Origin of the sequence: Arthrobacter sp. 3Tela_A (assembly GCF_049311025.1) — a bacterium.
In the GTDB taxonomy this organism is placed as follows: domain Bacteria; phylum Actinomycetota; class Actinomycetes; order Actinomycetales; family Micrococcaceae; genus Arthrobacter_B.
Genome location: NZ_JAXIOM010000068.1, coordinates 1 through 20286 on the forward strand (window position 1 = coordinate 1; position 20286 = coordinate 20286).

At 67.1% G+C, this 20286-nt stretch carries 17 protein-coding genes; 10 read left to right on the forward strand and 7 right to left on the reverse strand.

Translation table 11 applies throughout. The features are described from left to right. Positions 1–48: 48 nt before the first annotated feature. Positions 49–618 (forward strand): acetyltransferase, encoded by a 570-nt coding sequence (locus tag TVC13_RS15880; RefSeq protein ID WP_422402141.1) that lies wholly within the window; start codon positions 49–51, stop codon positions 616–618. A gap of 11 nt (positions 619–629) precedes the next feature. Here TVC13_RS15880 and TVC13_RS15885 read toward each other — a convergent pair whose 3' ends face one another. Next, positions 630–1358, reverse strand: coding sequence for an SGNH/GDSL hydrolase family protein (locus TVC13_RS15885; protein WP_422402125.1), 729 nt, complete (start codon positions 1356–1358; stop codon positions 630–632). A gap of 141 nt (positions 1359–1499) precedes the next feature. Between TVC13_RS15885 and TVC13_RS15890 the strand changes: the two genes are divergently transcribed. From TVC13_RS15890 to TVC13_RS15910, 5 genes are read left to right on the forward strand one after another with little or no spacing between them, the layout of a single operon-like run. Continuing rightward, entirely contained in the window at positions 1500–2420 is a 921-nt protein-coding gene (locus tag TVC13_RS15890) for a glycosyltransferase family 2 protein (protein WP_422402126.1), read from the forward strand. Next, the gene (locus tag TVC13_RS15895; RefSeq protein ID WP_422402127.1) at positions 2413–3606 is read left to right on the forward strand and encodes a glycosyltransferase; all 1194 of its coding nucleotides are present in this window, start codon (positions 2413–2415) and stop codon (positions 3604–3606) included. The genes TVC13_RS15890 and TVC13_RS15895 overlap by 8 nt, the downstream gene beginning before the upstream one ends. Beyond that, the gene (locus TVC13_RS15900; RefSeq protein WP_422402128.1) at positions 3603–5051 is read left to right on the forward strand and encodes an O-antigen polymerase; all 1449 of its coding nucleotides are present in this window, start codon (positions 3603–3605) and stop codon (positions 5049–5051) included. The genes TVC13_RS15895 and TVC13_RS15900 overlap by 4 nt, the downstream gene beginning before the upstream one ends. After that, positions 5048–5881 (forward strand): CDP-alcohol phosphatidyltransferase family protein, encoded by an 834-nt coding sequence (locus TVC13_RS15905; RefSeq protein ID WP_422402129.1) that lies wholly within the window; start codon positions 5048–5050, stop codon positions 5879–5881. The genes TVC13_RS15900 and TVC13_RS15905 overlap by 4 nt, the downstream gene beginning before the upstream one ends. Further along, positions 5882–7111: a hypothetical protein gene (locus TVC13_RS15910; RefSeq protein ID WP_422402130.1), complete on the forward strand. Its 1230-nt coding sequence runs from the start codon at positions 5882–5884 to the stop codon at positions 7109–7111. It begins immediately after the preceding gene. 479 nt (positions 7112–7590) lie between these two features. On the opposite strand, the gene TVC13_RS15915 is transcribed toward TVC13_RS15910, so the two are convergent. From TVC13_RS15915 to TVC13_RS15925, 3 genes are read right to left on the reverse strand one after another with little or no spacing between them, the layout of a single operon-like run. Further along, the gene (locus tag TVC13_RS15915) at positions 7591–9072 is read right to left on the reverse strand and encodes a polysaccharide biosynthesis tyrosine autokinase (protein WP_422402131.1); all 1482 of its coding nucleotides are present in this window, start codon (positions 9070–9072) and stop codon (positions 7591–7593) included. Between the two features lie 55 nt (positions 9073–9127). Then, positions 9128–9871, reverse strand: a complete 744-nt coding sequence (locus tag TVC13_RS15920) for a hypothetical protein (RefSeq protein WP_422402132.1) — start codon at positions 9869–9871, stop codon at positions 9128–9130. Between the two features lie 29 nt (positions 9872–9900). Further along, complete coding sequence (locus tag TVC13_RS15925; protein WP_422402133.1) at positions 9901–13002, reverse strand: DNRLRE domain-containing protein; 3102 nt, start codon at positions 13000–13002, stop codon at positions 9901–9903. 243 nt (positions 13003–13245) lie between these two features. Between TVC13_RS15925 and TVC13_RS15930 the strand changes: the two genes are divergently transcribed. Next, positions 13246–13698, forward strand: a complete 453-nt coding sequence (locus TVC13_RS15930; RefSeq protein ID WP_422402134.1) for an adenylyltransferase/cytidyltransferase family protein — start codon at positions 13246–13248, stop codon at positions 13696–13698. Next, entirely contained in the window at positions 13695–15185 is a 1491-nt protein-coding gene (locus TVC13_RS15935) for a glycerophosphodiester phosphodiesterase (protein WP_422402135.1), read from the forward strand. The genes TVC13_RS15930 and TVC13_RS15935 overlap by 4 nt, the downstream gene beginning before the upstream one ends. On the opposite strand, the gene TVC13_RS15940 is transcribed toward TVC13_RS15935, so the two are convergent. From TVC13_RS15940 to TVC13_RS15950, 3 genes are all read right to left on the reverse strand, one after another. Next, on the reverse strand, positions 15182–15658 hold the full coding sequence (locus TVC13_RS15940; RefSeq protein ID WP_422402136.1) for a VanZ family protein: 477 nt from the start codon (positions 15656–15658) through the stop codon (positions 15182–15184). The two genes, TVC13_RS15935 and TVC13_RS15940, sit on opposite strands and share 4 nt — an antisense overlap. Positions 15659–15678: 20 nt before the next feature. After that, complete coding sequence (locus TVC13_RS15945; RefSeq protein WP_422402137.1) at positions 15679–17928, reverse strand: LamG-like jellyroll fold domain-containing protein; 2250 nt, start codon at positions 17926–17928, stop codon at positions 15679–15681. A 163-nt stretch (positions 17929–18091) separates the two neighbouring features. Next, positions 18092–18220, reverse strand: coding sequence for a hypothetical protein (locus TVC13_RS15950; RefSeq protein WP_422402138.1), 129 nt, complete (start codon positions 18218–18220; stop codon positions 18092–18094). Positions 18221–18437: 217 nt separating this feature from the next. Here TVC13_RS15950 and TVC13_RS15955 point away from each other — a divergent pair, with 217 nt between their 5' ends. Next, positions 18438–19754, forward strand: coding sequence for an aminotransferase class V-fold PLP-dependent enzyme (locus TVC13_RS15955; RefSeq protein ID WP_422402139.1), 1317 nt, complete (start codon positions 18438–18440; stop codon positions 19752–19754). A gap of 2 nt (positions 19755–19756) precedes the next feature. Beyond that, the gene (gene sufU, locus TVC13_RS15960; protein WP_422402140.1) at positions 19757–20206 is read left to right on the forward strand and encodes a Fe-S cluster assembly sulfur transfer protein SufU; all 450 of its coding nucleotides are present in this window, start codon (positions 19757–19759) and stop codon (positions 20204–20206) included. Positions 20207–20286: the final 80 nt, after the last annotated feature.

Consider the following 20286-nt stretch of genomic DNA (forward strand, 5'->3'; position numbering starts at 1 on the left):
GCGGGGCCCGGCCCGCCCCCCCCCCCCCCCGGTCCGGCTGTCATTGATCTGTCCAGGGCGCCCGGGTCCGGAGAGTCCTGGGGCCGCCCGAAGCCCGTTGTCTACCTGTGGTCCGCCTGCGAACTGATCTTCGTCACCAACCCGTGGCAGATCAGCTCCCGCCTGCGCGTCGCGGTGCTCCGGGCCTTTGGCGCGGAGATCGCCGACGGCGTGATCTTCCGTCCCCGCACCCGGGTCAAGTCTCCGTGGAAACTGCACATTGGTCCGCGGTCCTGGATCGGGGAGGGCGTGTGGTTCCACAACCAGGACCACGTTTGGATCGGTGCGGACGTCGTGATCTCCCAGGAGAGCTTCCTGACCACCGGAAGCCACCGGGTCCGTACCGACATGGGCCTGGTCACCAGTCCCATCCGGATTGACGACGGCGCCTGGGTTACGTCCCGCTGCATGGTGCTGGGCGGTTCCCGGATCGGCCGGTCAGCCGTCATCCAGCCAATGACCGTGGTCAAGGGGACCGTGGGGGAGAACCGGGTCTACGGTGCCGCCGCTGTGCCGGAGGAACTGGGCGACCGGTTCCCGGACGAGGCGCCCGGGCCCGGCACAGCGGGCCGGCCGTGAACCCGGCAGGGCTACCGGGCCAGCCCCGCCACGGTCTCCGCGAGGAGCGGGTAGATCTTGTCCGCCAGGTACACGTGGCCGGCATCGGTGGGGTGGACACCGTCCAGGCCGATCAGTGTGCCGTCCGTGCCGGTGAACCAGCCTTCAGCGACGGCGTCCACGTAGCGGACCTTGGTGTCCGCCGCAGCACGGGCCATGGCCTGGTTGTTGGCGGCGATGAAGTCCGGCACGAACTCGTCTACCCACACCGGACCCACCACAATGATCTCCGCCTTCGGGGCGAGGGTCCGCAGGTCCGTGTACAGCGTGCGGGCTGCCTCGTACATGGCGGCGTCACTCTGGCGGCCGTCGTTGCGGCTGCCGAAGACCAGTACGACGTCGGCTTCCGCGCTCAGGCGCTGGGTGGCGGCTTCACGGAACACCAGTCCGGTGACGCCGCGGGCGATGTAGCCGGAGTTCGGCTGGGCCACCGGGTTGATTTCAACGCGGGTCTCGCTGGCGTTGAACCGGGTGCCCACCAGGGAAGTCCAGTTCGCAGCGCCCTTGCCGCCTTCCGCGGAGCCTCCCACGTAGGAGTCTCCGAGGATCTCGATGCGCGGCACGGCGGCCGTCTGCGCGGTGGCAGCGGCGGAGGGCTCCGGGGCGGTTTCCTCCGGGGCCACGCCGGTTGCGGCACCGGACTGGGCCAGGGCGTAAAGCGTAAGCAGCAGCGCAGCCAGGACCAGCGCAGCAAAAGCCACAATGCGCGGCCTGCGGCGGCGGTGAGTTCGGGAAGAACGGTGAGAGGCGTGTCTGCTAGGCATTCCTCAACCCTAAGCCAGGCTTCGTGCCCGGAATAGATTTAATTGCCAGAAAAATTACCTGCTTCAGGGGGGAAGTACGTGAATAAAATACCTATCTCGGTTTTGATCCAGACGAAGAACGAGGAAAAGGGAATTAAGCAGTGCCTGGCGGCACTCACTGATTTCGATGAGGTAATTGTTGTTGATTCCAACAGCACGGACCGCACTGCCGCGCTGGCAGAGGAAGCGGGCGCGCGGGTCGTCAACTTCACCTGGAACGGATCTTTCCCGCAGAAGAAACAGTGGCAGCTGGAGCACGTTGAAACCCGGCACGACTGGATCCTGATGCTGGACGCTGACGAGTACCCGACGCCGGAACTGGTCCGCGAACTGGCCGCGATCGCCGAAGACCCCGCCGAGGAGCGGGTGGCTTTCGACCTGCCGATCGCCTACTGGTTCGCCGGCACCCAGCTGGAGCACGGGCACCGTGTGGTGAAGCGGTCCTTCCTGCTCCGCGGCGCCAACGCGTTCCGGAACATCGACCTGCTGCATCTGCCGGGCATGGGGGAAGTGGAAGCCCACTACCAGCCGCGTCCCAGCGGTCCGGTTGGCCGAACCAGCGCGCTCCTGGTGCACAACGACGCCGACCCGGTGCGGACCTGGTTCGACCGCCACAACCGCTATTCCGACTGGGAGGCGTACCTGCGGAACCACCCGGAAACCCGCAGCGATGTGCGTGAATCCAAGAGCAGGCAGGGACGGCGGTTCGATGCCGTCCCCTTCAAGCCCCTGGTGTTCTTCCTCTACAGCTACGTGCTGCGCCGGGGGTTCCTGGATGGCCGTGCCGGGTTCGACTACGCCCTGGCACTGTCCACCTATTACTGGCAGATCGGGCTGAAGAGCCGGGAACTCGCCCGGCAGGCACAGGAGCAGGCGGACGGGCACGGGCAGTCCGCTCCGGCTGCTGCGTCCGCTGCGGTTGCTTCGACTGAACCGGGAAAGGAACCCGGCCGTGGCTAGCGCCGGGGATTCGCAGGACCGCCCGCTGCGGGTGCTGCAGCTCGGCGGACTCGCCGGCCCCGGCGCAGCGGCCGGCGGCGTCTGGGCGGTGGCCCGGATGCAGAGCGGAGCGCTGGCAGCGGCCGGCGCCGCCGTCGAGCTGGCCGGCGGCTGGCTGGGCCCGTCCCCAGCTCCGGCAACGGTACCGGGGGGAGCGCAGCTGCGGTATTTCCGCGTCCGCCGCCCCTTTCCGGGAGCGCGGCTGCGCGGGCTGGTAAGCCTGGCTCTGCCCCGGTTCGCCTTCGCGCGGGCCCGGAGTGCCGACGTCGTGCATGTCCACCTGAGCCGCGACTTCATCACCACCGCTTCCACCCTGCTGCTGCGCCGCCGCGGCGCCGCTGTGGTGGCCCAGTCCCACGGGATGCTGACGCCGTCGGATGCCCTGCCGGTCCGGCTGTTCGACCGGCTCATCACCAGGCGGATGGTGCGGATCCCGGACCTCTGGCTCACGCTGACTGCGCAGGAGGAAGACGGCCTGCGGGATCTTGGTGTGCGGCGCGGCCGCATGCGCCGCGTGGTCAATGCCGTGCCTGAGCCGGGAATGCAGTGGGAGGATCCGGAGAAGCAGGTGTTCCTCTTCGCGGCGCGGCTGGCCGTGCGCAAACAGCCCGCGGTGTTTGTGCAGGCAGCGATCGAAGCGCTCGACGCCGGACTGGACGCCCGTTTTGTCCTCGCCGGACCGGACCAGGGAGAGGCCGGGAAGGTCCGGGCGCTGATTGCAGCCTCCGGATACGCGGACCGCTTCGAGCTCGCCGGGGAACTGTCTCCGGACGAGGTCCAGGCGGCGATGGTGCGCTGCACGGCGTTTGTGCTGCCCTCCCTGAACGAGCCCTATCCAATGGCCGTGATCGAGGCAGCGGCGCTGGGTGTGCCGCTCATCGTCAGCACCGAGTGCGGCCTGGCCGCTGAGCTGCACGAAGCAGGCGCCGCGGTCCTGAGCGAACCGGCTGCCGGCGCGCTGGCCGAAGCCATGCGCAAACTGGCGGCGGACGCGTCCGCGCGAAGTGTCCTCGGGTCCAACGCCAGGCGGGTGCACCGCAGCGTCTGGTCCGCGGAACGGCTGGCGGAGGAACTGCTGGGGCAGTACCGGGTCCTCACCGGCGCCAGCCGCGGTACGCAGCGACGGGCTGAAAGGAACGCACAATGAAGAACACCCTGGAGGCCCTGGACCTGCGGCCTGTCCTTCTGGAGCCGGAGCCCAAGCGTGGCCTGCGTTCGGCCGCCGCCCTCGTCGCGTTCCTGATCTTTGCCGTGGTGCTGCCACTGCTGGCCCGCGGCGCGGCCGAAGTTCTCTACACGGATACCGATTTCCTGATCCGCTATGCCGTTGCCCTGTATGCCGCGGTCAAGATCTCGACCCTGCTCTGGCAGTCGGACATCCGGCCGGTGGCCGGGGTGTTCTGGATCTTCGTCTACACCGGCATGGGACTGGCGCCGCTCGCCCAGCTGACCACGGGCCGCTCCACCGCCCTTGCCATCCAGGTAGATGAGGGCCTGCTGACGCTGGCCAGTTTCCTGACCCTGCTCGGGTGCCTCTGCTTCGACGCCGCCTACCATGTGCGGCTGCGGCACCGGCGGCAGGCACCGCCGCGGTTTAGGAAACTGCGCAGCCTGCAGACGCTGCGCTACTTCTCCGTTGCCGCCATTGGTGCTGCGCTGGTCTACATCGCGCAGGTGGGTGGTCTGAGCGTGTTCTTCCTCAGCCGGGAAGAGACCAGTGAGGCGCTGGACGCGATCAACCCTGACAGCGGGCAGGCACTGCGGGCGATCATTTCCGCTGCCGGCTCCGTAGCCTGCCTGACCGCCCTGATCTTCTACATCCATGTGTGGCGGAACCGGCAGCGTCCGCTTGCCGCCGTCGACGGTTTCCTCACCGCGGTGCTGGTGATCATGAACGTGATCGTCAACAATCCCATCTCCAATTCGCGGTACTGGACGCTCGCCGTGCTCTTTGGGCTTCTGCTGCCGCTCATCCGCGGCCGCAAGGGCATCTTCAACGGGATGCTGGCCGGCGGGGCGCTGGCCTCCATCCTGGTGTTTCCGCTGTCCGACGTGACCCGCCGGGCAACCGGCACCGGGACGGCCGTGCAGTTCGATTCGGTCTGGACCACCATCGCCACCAAGGACTATGACCAGTTCACGATGCTGGCCAACACCCTTGGTTACACTCAGGACCACGGTCTGTCCTGGGGCCAGCAGGCACTGGGCCCGCTGTTCTTCTGGGTGCCGCGGGTGGTCTGGCCGGACAAGCCCTATGACACCGGGGTGGAGGTTGGCATGTGGATGAACAGCGTCAACCTGAACCTCTCCGCACCGCTCTGGGCCGAGGCCTGGATCAACTTCGGCCTGATCGGCCTGATCGTGGTGTTCGCCGGCCTCGGTTTCCTGGCCCGGCGGCTGGACGCCGGCTTCCGGATGGATATCCTCAGCCGCGGTTCGGTGGGCTATCTGGGCATCTCCATCTTTGCCGGCTACCTGTTCATCCTGCTGCGCGGATCCCTGCTGCAGTCCATGGGGCGGCTGATGATCCTCACGCTGTCCATCCTGATTCTCACGGCTGTGGCCGACCGCAAAGAAAGAGCAAAAGCATGAGCCGGACCCTGCCCCAGCCCGCCGTGAAGGCGGGCTTCCGTGAATCGTTCGAGCAGCTGAAACAGGCGCAGAAAACCCGCAAGGGCGTGCCCCTGTACCTGCTGTGGGTGAACCGTCCGGCCGGACGGGTAGTGGCCGCCGCACTGCGGAACACTCCCGTCCGGCCCAACCATGTGACCTTTGCCGGGGCCGTCCTGACCTACGGGTCCCTGCTTTGGCTGGCGTTCGGTGCCGGGACGGGCATTTCATCGGCGCTGGTCGGGGTGCTGCTGGCCCTGGGGTACGTGCTGGACTCCGCAGACGGCCAGCTGGCCCGGCTGCAGGGCCGCAGTTCCGCCTACGGGGAGTGGCTGGACCACATCCTGGACAACGGGCGGATTGCCGTCATGCACGTTGCAGCCTTTTGCTTCCTGGTCCGGAACACGGAGCATGAGCCGGTGCTGCTGGCCGCCTGCACGGGGGCGTTCCTGCTGGCAAGCTCCACCATCTTCTTCGGCGGTGCCCTGCTGGACCAGCTGCGCCGGAATGCTGCGGTGAAGGCGGCACAGCCGGTTCAGGTTCAGAGCGGAACGTCCGGTTCTGCGGCCGCCAATCCGGCGGACGCCAGCACCGCATCCGCTGGCGGGGTGGCTGCCGGGGCGAATCGGCGGATGATGCGCCGGTCGGTCATCACGCTTCCGGTTGACTACGGCATGACCTGCCTTGCGTTCCTCCTGCTGCCGCTGCCGGGTGTTTTCCTGGTCGTTTACGCGGTGCTGGCTGCCGCCCATGTGCTGATGTGCGCAGCCTTCCTGCCGAAGTGGCGGTCTGAGCTGCTGAGGCTGGGCTGAATGGGCGGACTGCGGCGCGTAGTCACCTTTGCGGACCAGGGTGTTTCAAGCGTCTCCAACTTTGTGGCGGTTGCCATCGCGGCAAACGTTGCTTCGGCGCATCAGTTCGGCCAGTTTTCCCTCGCCTACGCCGGGCTGCTGCTCTTCCTGGGGGCCCAGCGCGCCCTGGTCGGGGAGACACTGCTGGTCCGGTATTCCCGGACCGGTCAGCTGACCCGTGAAGTCGCTGCGGCGAGCCTGGGCGCAACTGCCCTTGTGGCCGTGCCGACCGTCCTGCTGCTCCTCGTGGGAGCGGCGGCAGCCGGAGAAGAAAACGCCGCACTGTGGCTGGTGATGGCCGGCGTCGCTCCCGTAGTCCTGCTGCAGGACAGCATCCGCTACCTGTTCATCTGCGAGGGTGTGCCGGGGAGGGCGCTGGCGATCGACGGAGCGTGGGCCATCATTTCCATTGCCGCGATGCTGCTCGCTGCCCAGGCGGGTGCGGGACTTGCTGAAGTGCTGCTGTGGTGGGGAGCTGGTGCCGCCGTGGCACTCATTCTGGGTCTCCTGCTGGCAAGATGTGTTCCCGCCGTGCCGGCCGGAGTCCGGTGGCTTTGGCTGAACCGCAGTTTCGCCTTCCGCTATGCGGGGGAGTTCGCTGCGCTCAACGCCTCCTCCTTTGCCGTCCTGTATCTGCTGGTTTTCCCGCTCGGTGCAGCCGGGGTCGGTGCGCTGCGTGCGGCGCAGCTGCTCTTCTCTCCGCTGAATACCGTGTTCGGTGCCCTGAAGACGGCCGTCATTCCGGAGCTTGTCCGCACCCGCGGTACTCCGGCCTTCCGGGCACGGCTGCTGGAAGCTCTGGCTGTGGTCCTGGTCCTGGGGGTGGGCTGGGGCGGAGCCGTCCTGCTGCTGCCTGCAGGTGCCGGAGAGTTTGTGCTGGGCGAGACCTGGCGGAATGCCGAGGACCTGCGCTGGCCCTACGCGGTGCAGTATCTGGCCATGGTTCCGTACACGATTCTGCTGGCCTACTTCCGGGCCACCGAGGCCAACCAGCTCTCCACCCTGATGCGAGGTGTGCTGGCGGCCCTCACCCTAGTCCTTCCGCTTGCCCTGGCGCTCTCCGGCTCCACTCAGGCGTCGGCGTGGGGCTTCGCTGTTGCTGTTGCGATTGCCGGCGTGTGCGGTGCCGTTGCTGTGAAGCGGGGCCGGCGGTCGAGCGCCCGCGACGTGACGCTGGAGCGCGTCGACTAATCTCTCGGGTCCGCGGGCTATGGGTCCTCGGGGTGTTGGGCCGTGGGTCCTGGGGCCCTCGGGTCCGCGGGCTATGCTTCCTCGGGGGTGTCGGGCCTTGGGTCCTTGGGCCGTTGGGGCCCGCCCATCGGTCTCAAACTGTCGGCCTCTGGCTGCTGGCAGATCCGTGCCACCATTCCCACGAATAGTTACGTGTGGGACTGGTGAAACCTCATTGGGTAACAGCAGTAACTTTCCGTGGGAAGCGTGGCACCGGAACCTGCCGGACTCCGCAAATCCCACCGCTAACCCCACAGCCAGAGCGACCCGCACGGGAACCCAGGAGCTAAGCCGCACGAGGCAGCACGCCCCAGGACGAGGCAGCACACCCCAGCACGTTCCACGCACCGCAAAACCCACCCCGCACAACAAAACGCCCCCGGACAAAGCCGGAGGCGTTCTGCTGTGTGCGCCGGACCGTAGCCGGGCGGGCACGAAAACTACGAAACTGTCCCGCCCCGGGCGGCATGCTCCTTCCGTGCAGAAACCGCGCGCTCGCTTTCCCGCAGGATTGCAGCCTCTGCCTCGGCAACCGGAGAAGCCGGAGCGCCGTCGTTGTCCATCGGGTGCAGGGACGGTGCACCGTACTCGGAGCGGTAGGCGGTGTTGGCATCCGGGCCGCTGCGCGGGATCCGGTTCAGCACCACGCCTACCACGTTGGCCTTGGCCAGGGTCAGCTGCTCTACGGACTTGGACAGGTTGTGCTGGCTGACATGGGTGGCGCCAACCACCAGGAGCACACTGTCCGTGTGGCGGGTGAGGATCGCGGCGTCGGCAACCGGAAGGACCGGGGGAGCGTCAAAGACAATGACGTCGTAGTCGGTTTGCAGCTTCTGCACCAGCTCTTCCATCGCCTGGGATCCCAGCAGCTCGGTGGGGTTCGGCGGCAGAGGGCCGGAGGTCAGGACGGACAGGCCCGCCGACCCCCAATGCTGGGTTGCTTCCTCAAGAGTGGTGCGGCCGATCAGGACGGTGGTCAGCCCCACGGACCCCTCCAGCCCGGTGGCCTCGGCAACGGAAGGAAGACGGAGGTCGGCGTCCACCAGCATGACCCTCTGCCCGCTGTGGGCGATGCTCAGCGCCAGATTCAGCGCCACCGTACTCTTGCCCTCACCGGCCTGGGAGGACGTGATCACCAGAGAGCGCATCTGCCGTCCCAGGGCAGCGAATTCAAGGTTGGTCCGCAGCCGCCGGAAAGAATCCGTACCGGAGCCGGTCAGCACTGCCGGACCGGGGGCATGGCGTGGAATCTGGGACTCGGTGATCCCGCCCAGCAGCGGCAGGTTGGTGGACCGGCGGAGGTCCGCTTCACTGCGCACATGCCGGTCCAGCACATGCCGCAGCACAGCCACGATCAGCCCGGCAGCCAGCCCGTAAAGGAAACCGAGCAGCAGGTTCAGCACCGTGTTGGGGCTGGAAGCGCTGCTCGGCGGCTGCGCCGCATCCACCGAGGTGAGACGGACGGGGGAGGGCAGGCCGTTGGTGGGCCGCTCCAGGTCAGCAACCGAGGCGATCAGGCTGGCCACCACGCCGTTGGCAATATCCGCTGCCATCTCCGGTGAAGAATCCGTGGCTGTGATGTCAATCAGAACGGTGTTGCGGGATGTGGAGGCCTTCACAGTCTTGGCCAGTTCCTGCGCGGACATGTTCAGGTCAAGGTTTTCGATCACCGGATCAAGGACCTGCGGTTTGCGGGCCAGGCCCACATAGGACTGGACCCGGGCGAGCGCGAACACGCTGCCCTGCTGGAGTTCGGCAGACGTTTCCACATTCTGCGTGGACACAAAAAGGCTGCTTGTAGCTGTATAGGTTTTTGGCATCAGCACAGATGCTGCCGCTGCCGTAATTACGCCGATTAGTGCAAATGAGACGATGAGCATCCAATTTCGGCGAAGAATGAGTATTTGTTCGCGCATATCCATTGGTTACCCCTTCCCTAGGATAGGCATTAATGAAATTTGTTTTGAGACCGGAAAATCACGAGCGGGCCCAGGAATAGCACTGGGCCGATTCCACCCGGGCCGCATCCGCTCCAACGGTGACGGGCTTGGTTCCGTCGAAGGAGCCGATCAGCTCCCCGCTGCCTGCGTACACGGCGATGGTGCATTCCTCCGAAGACCCGTAGGCACGGTAGGTGCCGGGTGCAATGGAAGGTTCCTCAGCCCAGGGCGCAGCTTCCCCGACGGCGAATACACCGTCCGGGAAGCCGAGCGCCGCTGCTTCCAGCACGGGAAGCAGCTCAGGGCAGAGGGACGCGATCGCGTCGGAGGTATCTTTGGCGGGCTTCATGATCAGCTCGCTGAGCACGGCCTCCCCGTCCAGCGCATTGGCACTGGTCAGCTGCTCGCAGTGTTCCTGACCCACCTGCAGCACGGCGTTCGGGTCATGGCCTTCCGGTACCTTGTCCGCAAGGAACTGCTGCTGGGCGGCGTCGAACACCGGTTCCGGAGCCGGCAGCGGGGACTGGACCACCGTTTCCGGGTCCTGAGCCGGCGCTTCCTCCCCGGCCGGCGCATCGGCGGAAGGGGAGGAAGACTTGGACGGTGTTGCCTTGCCGGAGCTGCCCGACGCCGATCCGGACTTGGAGGACGACGGCGCCGGGGCGGCGTCGTTGGCCGGATCGGAGGAGCTGCAGCCGGCTGCGAGGCCGAGGCCCAGCAGCGGCACGAGCAGCAGGCCGGGCACCCACTTGGATCGGGTTGGTTTGAGACCAGTTGTCATAGCAGGAGCTTTCTAATCGGAGGTTGCCGCTACTCGAAGACCAGGGTCAGCACGGGACGGCGGGTGGAGGACGCTTCCTTGGTGTAGAACCAGGCGTTGTCTGTTCCGGCGCTGGTGATGCCCAGGTCGATTGAGCCGGAGAGCATGGCCGAGACGGCCGCGGTATCCAGCTGCACGGTGTACGGGGTGTTGATCGCGGTCGGCGCCACGTTGCCGAGCAGTGCGGCGGCGAGCGAGGGCCGGTTGTTGTAGGTGGCGGTGGTTTCTTCCCAGGCCCCGTCCACCGCGTGGATGGTGTGCTGGTCCACCGACCCGGCCATTGACTCCGAGGTGGTGTACATGCGGAGGCTGGCGGAGGTCAGCCGCATCCCCGGCGGTACGTCGGTGCCGGCGGAGAACCGCAGGTAGGAGGTGTACGCCATGTTTCCGCGGGACGCCATGGAGACGGCGGATCCGAGGACCGAGTTCGGTGCCCCCTGGTTCACGTAGGTGTCAGCTGTGGGTGTCAGGGACAGGGTCACCGGATCAGCCGGCGGAGGCCCGGCCACGGTGGCCGCTGCCTGCGCGGAGGCCGCACCCTGGTTGCCTGCCTCATCCACGGCTAGCACCCGGTAGTAGTAGGTTCCCGGAGCCAGGTCCGCGTCAGAGTGTGACAGCGCGGACGGCCCGGTTGTGGTGAGCAGCGTGGTTTCCGACGGTTCGAAGCCGTCCGTGGTGGAGCGGTGCACCTGGTAGCCCGTAACGCCCACATTGTCCGTGGCGGCCTCCCAGACCAGAGTGGCGGTGGTGCCTTCCACAGTGGCCGAGGCGCCGGTAACGGCCGACGGCGCGGCGGTGTCCGGTTCCGGCTGCGGTTCCGGCTCCGGCTCGGGATCGGTGGATCCGCCGCCGGCGACGAAGTGGCCCACCACCTGCTCGGCGCTGAGCGCCGTCGGGTAGGCGGCAAACTCGTCAATGGATCCGGCAAGGTAGCCGCTGGCGGGACGGTTGGGCCAGCGGAAGTTCAGGCTGTCTCCGCCCACCCGCCAGGAGCCGATATGGGTCTGAGCCGCCGGGGTCTGGCTGCCGGCCACGGCCTGGCCGTCGACGTACAGCGTCCAGCCGGCGTCGGTCTGGCTGACCGCCGCGTGGTGCCAGGCGTCGTCGTTGTAGGCGGCTTCCGTGCCTGCGGTGGCCCAGGCATTCGGGCCGGTGAGGACCGCGAAGGAGAGCTTGCCGTCATTGGTCATGTACAGGCTGCGGTCCACGGTGCCGGAGGAGTTGCGGTCCAGGCGCCGATTGGGCTGTCCGGAGGCGAAGCCGAAGATCTCTCCGCCGCGGGTGGTGCTGGTCTTGAACCACGCCTCGGCGGTGTAGACGGTCGGCGCAGCGTGGCGCTGTTGTCCGGAGACCTGATCATCGACGCCGTCGAACACGGCGGCGGTACTGCCGGGGATGGCGCCTTCGGTTCCGGCGATCTGCGGGGGACCGTAGGCCAGGCCGCGGTTGTTCCCGGCGGAGGTGTCTGCCGGGGCGCCTGCGTTGGTGTCGTCGAGCCGCCAGTAGGTGGTGGCGCCGTCGCGCAGGACTGCCGCCGGGTAAGGCTGGGTCTCCGTTGCCGTGGTGACCGAGACCTGGGCGGAAAGCGCGCTGAGGTTGGTGCCGTCGCTGGCACGGACCCGGTAGCTGTAGGCGGTGCCGGGGCGGGCTGTGGTGTCAGTGAAGGACAGCTGCGGGGCGTCGAACCAGCGGGAGCTGCCGGCCACGGAGCCCAGCGGGGTGGAGGAGCCGTTGCGGTAGATGCTGTACGTCAGCTCGGAGTCGTCATCGTCGATGGACTGGCGCCAGCGGATGGTGTTCTCCCCGGCGGCCAGGCTGGAGACGCTCACGGTTGCCGGTGCGCTGGGCGCTGCGGACGCCGGGCCGGGTCCGAAGCGGGTCAGGCCCTGCTGCGGGGAGCCGTTGGTGGTGGTGAACTCACCGGCCACCCACATGACGTTGTTGGAGGCGGCCTTGGTCATGGCCATGGCCCGCGGGCCGATTCCTTCGCCGGTGCCGTCATTGGTGTCCGGGCTCCAGCCGAGGAACGGGTACGGGTTGTTGATGTCCTGGGCGGAGAGGTGCTTGCGGTTGCCGTCGGAGAAGCCGCCGGGCATGTTGGAGCAGTCGTGGATGTGGTGGCCGGAGTACAGCACGCCCTTGTACGGCAGCACGGCCTGGGTGGCGCCCTGGCAGACGTCCTTCCAGACCTGCTCGTAATTGTTCTCCAGGGACAGCCGGGCCCGTCCGTCGAAGGACGTGGGTCCGGTGCCTTCACCGGCAATGTAGAAGTTCCCGCCGTCGCTGGCGATGTCCTTGATCACCGCGGTCCGCGCAATGTATTCGCGGGTGGGGTAGGTGCGCACGCTGGCGCCGGTGCCCTTGTCCACCACGGCCAGGGCCTTGGAATCGGCCTCGTTCACAGTGGCGAAGTCACCGCCGATCAGCACGACGTCGCGTCCTTCCGGTACGTCGATGGCCCGGCCGACGTTGTCCACGGCGGGAGCCCAGGGCTGCAGCGCCCCGCTGGTGTTGACCGCGGCGAAGAAGCGGCGGGACTGGTTGTTGACGGTCACGAAGTCGCCGCCGATGTACACGGTGTCCGCCGTGGCGGCCACGGCCCGCACCGTGCTGCTGATGTTCCCGGGACGGAAACCGGTATCCACCGTGCAGTCGGGCAGGTTGATGGCGGCGAGGCGGTTCGCGGCAACGCCGTTGACGTTGGTGAAGTTGCCGCCCACGTAGAGCTTGCGGCCGTCGGGGGAGACATCCATGGCGCGGACGGTGGTGCCGGTGCCGCCGGTAAAGGACAGGGCGCACGACGTCGGGTTCCCTGTGTAGGCGTCAAAGGCCGCGAAGTTGACCGCGGAGCGGGCCTGGTTGGTGGTAGCCGGCGTTCCCGGGGGACGGATCTGGGTGAAGGTGCCGCCGACGTACATCACGCCGCCGGCTTCCTCGATGGTCCAGGCAATTCCGTTGGTCTGCCAGGTGGGCAGGGCAACCGCGTTGAATTCGACCCCGGGGGACAGGGCCGACGCGGGGGTGGCAACACTGATAACAGCCGTCGCGGACAGGGCTGCGATGGAAAGAATTGCCGCAAGTTTTTTCTGCACGGCTCAACCGCCTCGTTGTACTGGGGACGGGCCCGCGGCCCGAAACTGACTCGAAGCGTAGCGGCGGCCGATGATGCTCCCTACGGTGGGAGTTACCCGATTCGGGAACCCTGCTACCCCTTGCAAATCTAGGTAGTACTCGTGTTTACGGGCGCCCTACTTGAATCCTCGAAATCCGCTTTACCGCCTGCCTGAAGCACCACAAGATGATCGGGTACCACACACCATCTGGGGGTTGAACACATGGCGGTTCGGATCGGCTACGCCTCGGGCGTTTACGACCTTTTTCACATCGGGCACCTGAATTTGCTCCGTCATGCCCGCACCCGGTGCGACTATCTGATTGCCGGCGTCGCCTCCCCGGAAATGTCCGAACGGCTCAAGGGCACGACGCCGGTGGTTCCGCTGGCGGAGCGGCTGGAGATTGTGCGCAGCATCCGTTACGTAGACGACGTCGTGGTGGATGAGCACGTGAACAAGGCCGATACCTGGGCCGAGGTGGGATTCAACGTCTTTTTCAAAGGCGATGACTGGCGGGGCACCGAAAAGGGCAAACGGCTGGAACGGGACATGGCCCGCATCAACGTTGAGGTGGTCTACCTCCCGTACACGGCAACCACGTCCTCCACCATGCTCCGCCGGGCACTGACGGCGCTTGAAGGCAGACGCGCCGGGAACGCTGTCCTGAACGCATGATGCACGGCGATTCCCCGGGGAAGGGAACTGTCCCGGGGATCAGCCGGCGGCGGGCACTTGGCCTTGGCGCCGCCGGTCTGGGCGCGGCGGGCCTGGCCCTGGCTGGCTGCTCCGGCAACGGCGAGGACTCCGACGCCAATGCGGAGGAACCCGCTGCCGAAACACACACCATTGAGTCCGTGCTCGCGGCCGCGCCGTTCCTGGTGGCGCACCGCGGCTCCTGGGACAACTGGCCCGAGCACACCATGGCCGCCTACCAGGGGGCGGCCGACGCCGGGGCCGTGGCGATCGAGATTTCGGTCAGCGCCACCTCGGACGGAAAACTGGTCTGCCACCATGACCTGGACACCCTGCGCACCACCGGGCAGAAACTGGTCATCAAGGACACCACCTACGCCGAGCTGTCCGAACTGCGGGTGGACGCCCGGCAGTGGCTGGGCCCGAACGCACCGCTGGAGAAGATCCCGCTGCTCTCCGACGTCCTGAACGCGCTGGCCGCCACCCACGTGCTCTTCATCGAGGACAAGCAGGGCACCAACACCACCGAGCTGCTGGACCTTATGGACAGCTATCCGAACTCCCGCGAGCACCTGATCTGGAAGCAGCCCGCCCTTGCGGGGCAGGTGGACGCCGCAGCCAAGCGCGGCTACTCCACCTGGGGCTACTTCACCAAGGACCAGCTGGACCAGGTCCCGGCGCTGCATGAACAGTTCACCTATCTGGGCATCCACCATTCGGTGCGCGACGACGAGCTCACCGCCGTCGTCGCCCTCGGTAAACCGGTGATCTGCTGGGAGATCCACACCCGTGAACTGCGGGACAGGCTGCTGGGCCTGGGCGTTGCCGGGCTGATGTGCGCCAACGTGCCCTATCTGGCCGCGGACGAGCCGCAGGAGAAAAGCGACAGGTTTGCCGACGGGCTGCGGGCCGCCGGGGACCTGCCCTGGATGGTGGGGCTAGGCTGGGGCTTCCAGCCGCAGATTAATGCGGACACCGCCTCCCTGCTGATGACCGAACCAGCCAACACCAGCTACCGGATGGGATCCATGGGGCCGGTGCAGCGGGACGTCTTCAGCATCGCGTTCGAGATGCGCTGGCCGGACACCCTGCCGGCGGACAACACGCTGCACGCCGGCCTGGCCTTCGGCCAGGAACTGGATCTGCCCTACCGTGTCCTGATTCCCGGGGACTCCGGCGGCTATCACCTGGTGATCCGGCCGACCGGTGAAATGACGCTGCTGCTGCGCCACCCCGGTGAAGCGGGCGGACTGCGGCTGGGCATGGTGGAAACCGCGGCCGCCGTGGCGGGGGAGTGGATGTCCTTCCGCCTCGACCTGGCGCCTGACGGGATCCGTTACTCACGGCTCGACGGCGAGGGCTGGGCGGGGATGTCCCCGGACCGGCGCTACCGCGGCGGCTACTTTTCCCTGTGCCGCAATTACGCCGAGGCCACTCCGGTGGAGTTCCGGGCCGTCAAAGTCAGCTAGATCAGTGCCCGGGACCGCCGGCGCCCATTCCGGCGGACAGTCGCGGCAAGGGCCCGGAACGCAGAACCGATGCCAACGCCGATCAGCGCCCCGGTGCCGTTGAGGAGAATGTCATCGCCGCTGGCTGATCTGGCCGGCAGGAACAGCTGCGCCAGTTCCATAACTGCGGAGAACCCAAGGCAGAGCACCAGCGCCAGCCACCACTGCCGACGCGGCAGCAGCAGGGACGCCACCAGGCCGGGCACCACGAACAGCGCCACGTTGGCCAGCCGCTCGACGGCGTTGTAGCTCACCCAGACGGGCAGCCCGCGGTCCTGCAGCCAGGCCAGGGCTTTCAGGACGTCCCCGTACACCGGGCGGTCCACCGGGGAGGGCCAGAGAAGTATTGCCGAGACTGCCGCGCCCGCGGTGAGGGCGGCGCACCACAGTGCTGCCGTCCTCCACCGCGCGCCGGGCAGCCTGGACCTACCCACGAAGGGCTGCCGGCATGGATCTACCGCCGCCCAAGCTGGTTGTGCGTGGTCACCTGGGCGGGGGAGAGCACCGACGGGTAGAAGGCGAACTCGTCAATGCTGCCCTTGAACCAGCGGCTGGTGGGAGCCTCGGGCCAGTTCCCGGCACCGATTTGGTCCCCGCCGACCCGCCAGGAGCCGGCTGTTGTCTGGGTGCCGGTCACGGTATTCGAGGCCACCCGCACCCCGTCCACGTAGAGCGCCATGCCGGCCGGACCCTGCGTGGCCACCACATGGTGCCAGGCGTTGTCGTTGTACGCGGCCGGGGACTTGACGGTCCGGGCTGCGCCGCCGGTCCATTCGCCGAAGATCAGGTTCCCGGCGTTGGTCATATAGACGTGCCGGCCGTAGTTGTTGCTCAGCCGTGGATTCGCTGCGTCGCGCCGGGGAATCCCGTTGCCGAAGCCCATGATCTTTCCGCCCGCGGTGGTGTTGGTCCGGAACCAGGCTTCCACCGAATAGACACCGGGTGCGGCAATCAGCTGCGGTCCGTAGATGAAGTCGTCCACGCCGTCGAACGTGGTGGCCTTGTTCGCATCCCCGGTGAGGGCTCCGGCGCTGTTGGCCATAACGGGTTTGCCGTAGGGCAGGCCCATCCGGTTTCCGGGCGAGGAGTCCCCGGCCGCGTTGAAGGCTTCACCCAGCCGCCAGTAGGTGGCGGCGCCGTCGGCCCGCACCGCGGCCGCGTAGGAGGGTGGGGTCGTGGCGGTCACCACGTAGACCTGCGCCGACAGCGGGCCCACGTGTCCGTCCGGGTCATTCGCACGGACCCGGTAGGAGTAGCCGACTCCCGGCGTGGCGGTGGTGTCGGTGAAGGAGGCCTGCGGCAGGTCCCACCAGAGCGAGGAAGCCTGGACGGTGCCCAGCGGGGTGGAGGCGCCGTTGCGGTAGATGCTGTAGGTCAGGTTTGAATCGTCGGGGTCTGAGGTGGTTTGCCACCGGATGATGTTCTGCCCGGCGGCGAGCGATTCAGCGGCAACGAACTGCGGTGCCCCGGGTCCTGCGGTGCCGGGGCCTGGGCCGAAGCGGGTCAGGCCCTGCTGGCCCCTGCCGTTGATGGTGGTGAACTCCCCGCCGGACCAGAGCACGTCATTGCGTCCGGCCGTGGTGTGCACCAGGGCACGCGGCCCAATGCCTTCGCCGATCCCGTCATTGGTGATCGGGTTCCACTGCAGCATGGGGGAGGGCCGGTCCAGGTCCTGGGCACTGAGGTGGACCCGGACGCCGTCGGTGAAGCCGTTCATGCTTGCGCAGTCGTGTGCGTGATGGGCGGAGTAAAGCGCCCGGTTGTAGACGGAGACCGCCTGCGTGGCGCCCAGGCAGGTGTCCCGCCAGACCTGGTTGTAGGTGTTCAGGTCAAAGCGCGCCCGGCCATCGAACACACCGCCGCCGGTTCCCTCGTTGCCGATGTAGAAGCTGGTGCCGTCCGAGTCGATGGACTTCACCACGGAAGTGCGGGGAATGAAGAAGTTCGGGTAGGTGCGAACGTTGGCGCCGGTGGAGCTGTTGACTACGGCCAGGGCCTTTGAATCCGAGCCGTTCATGGTCAGGAAGTCCCCGCCCACAATGACCACGTTCTTGCCGGGCGGGGCGTGCAGGGCGCGCACCGGCTGGTCGCCGTTGGCGGTCCAGGGCAGCAGTGCTCCGGTGGTGCTGACGGCTGCGGCCATGGAACGGGAGGTCCCGCCCACGGTCTTGAAGTCCCCGCCGAAGTACACGGCATTATTCGTGGCCTCGATGGCGCGGACCGTGGCGGAGACCCCTCCGGGGCGGAAGCTGGTGTTCACCGTGCAGCTGGGCAGGTTCACAGCCGCGATCCGGGTGGTGGTGACGCCGTTGACGGCGCCGAAGTTGCCGCCGATGTACAGCGTGCGTCCGTCCGGTGAAACGTCCAGGGCCCGCACCGTGGCGCTGCCGCCGGTGACGGAGAGGTTGCAGCTGGTGGGATTGCCGGTGTAGGCGTCGAAGGCCGCGAAGTTCACGGCGCTGCGGGTTCCCGCGCCGCCTGCTCCGACGCCGGGCGGTCGGATGGCGGTAAAGGTTCCGCCGGCGTAGACAACCCCGTTGGCCTCGGCCAGCGACCACACAATGCCGTTGGTCTGCCAGGTGGGCAGGTCGTTTGCCGCAAAGGAGACTCCCGGGCTAATGGCATTGGCTGGTGCGGCCAGCCCGATCAGGGAAGCGGCGCCCAGCACCGCTCCGGTCAGCAAAGCGGTAATTTTCTTGCGCATGTTTCCCACCCACAGTTCCAGTGCGGTCCAAACGGATCTGGTGCAGAAACCTAGCGGGCGGGAGGCAGAAGGTTAACGCGGGTGCCTACCCGCCTTTTGCGGCGGAGCTACTTAGGCGGATTCAGTACCCACCCGTAGCGCCGCCGTCGTACTTGAACCGGGCCTAGCCCAGCACAAACATGCCGAGGAAAATCGCGGTGCCGACGCCGAGCAGGAACACCCCAAGAACCTGCAGCCGCTGTGCCTGAGTTGTGTGGCGCCGCCAGCGGCGCACGCGTCGTTTGATACCCATGTGACGAATATTACGGACCAAACTGCTAACGAAACCCGATGCGACACACCGTGACCGCTACTCGAATTACAGCGGGACGATTCGTGGTATATCGCGCACAGTGAACGCAAACTTAGGCCAGACTCAGATGCCTTGGCCACGCCAGCGTGGGATGATTAGGGAAGATTTGTCTTGCGTAATGCCCGCGCAGGACGCCCCAGCTCAAGGAGTAACAGACGTGCCCGTGGTGACTACCCCCGCAACGCTGCGCCCGTCCGCCGGGCCGATTGACAACGCCGAGGTGCTGCGGATCCGCAACGACTTCCCGATCCTGGACCAGCAGGTCAACGGCTCTCCGCTGGTGTACCTGGATTCAGGTGCCACGTCGCAGAACCCGCTGAGCGTGATCGAAGCGGAGCAGGAGTTCTACGAACAGCGCAACTCTGCCGTGCACCGCGGTGCGCACACCCTCGCGGTGGCCGCCACGGACGTCTTCGAGGACGCCCGCACCACAATCGCCGGTTTTGTGGGCGCTCGGCCAGAGGAAATCGTCTGGACCTCCAACGCCACCGAGGCGCTGAACCTGCTCACCTACTCCTTCTCCAACGCCACCGCCGGCCGCGGCGGGGCAGCGGCCCGGCGCTTCGCGCTGGGCGAAGGCGACGAAATTGTGGTCACCGAAATGGAGCACCACGCCAACCTGATTCCGTGGCAGGAACTGGCGGCCCGCACCGGCGCCACGCTGCGCTGGATTCCGGTGGACGACGCCGGTGCGCTGCGCCTTGACGAGGCCGAGCAGATCATCGGCCCGCGCACCCGGATCCTCTCCTTCACCCACGCCTCCAACGTGCTGGGCACCATCAACCCGGTAGACAAACTGGTGGCCATGGCCCGGCAGCACGGTGCGCTGGTGGTGCTTGATGCCTGCCAGTCCGTGCCGCACCTGCCGGTGGACCTGAAGGCCCTGGACGTGGACTTCGCAGCGTTTTCCGGACACAAGATGCTTGGCCCCACCGGGATCGGTGTGCTGTACGGGAAGTCCGATCTGCTCAATGCCATGCCGCCGTTCCTGACCGGCGGTTCAATGATCACCACCGTCACCATGGACGGCGCCGAGTACCTGCCTGCCCCGCAGCGCTTTGAGGCCGGCACGCAGCGGATCTCCCAGGCCATGGCGCTGGGCACGGCCGCGAACTACCTGCAGGAAACCGGCATGGACCGGATCCATGCGTGGGAAATGGAACTGGGCCAGCGCCTGGTCTCCGGGCTGGAAGCCATTGAGGGCATCCGTGTGGTGGGTCCGCCGTCGGGCGTTGAGCGCATTGGCCTGGCGGCGTTCGACGTCGCCGGCGTGCACTCCCACGACGTGGGCCAGTTCCTGGATGACAAGGGAATCGCGGTGCGGGTGGGCCACCACTGCGCGCAGCCGCTGCACCGCCGGCTGGGCCTGGTGTCCACCACCCGGGCGAGTACCTATCTGTACAACACCACTGACGACGTCGACGCGTTCCTGGACGCGGTAGCCGGCGTGCGTCCGTTCTTTGGAGTGAAGTAGCCATGAGCTCGGATTTGGAACAGCTGTACCAGCAGATCATCCTGGACCACGCCAAGACCCGGCACGGTGAAGGCCTGCAGGACGCACCCGCCGGCGCGGCAGCGGGGGAGTCCCATCAGCTGAACCCCACCTGCGGGGATGAGATCACCCTGCGCGCGGTGCTGGGGGACGGCACTGTCGATGGCGTGAGCTGGGAAGGCCAGGGCTGCTCCATCTCCATGGCGTCCGCCTCTGTGCTTACGGATCTGATGGCCGGGATGTCCCGGGAGGAGGCGCTGAGCCTGGTGGAGAACTTCCGCGAAGTGATGCGTTCGCGCGGAACCGTGGAAGCTGATGAGGAAGTGCTTGGCGACGCCGCTGCCTTCTCCGGTGTCTCGCGTTACCCTGCGCGGGTCAAGTGCGCCATGCTGGCGTGGGTTGCGCTGGAAGAAGCTGTGCTCGCCGCGCAGTAGGACGCCGACGGGCTGGGTGCCCGGGGCGGGTCGGGTATAGGTAGGGAAACATAGGAGTGGGGGGGGGCGGGGGCCGGGCG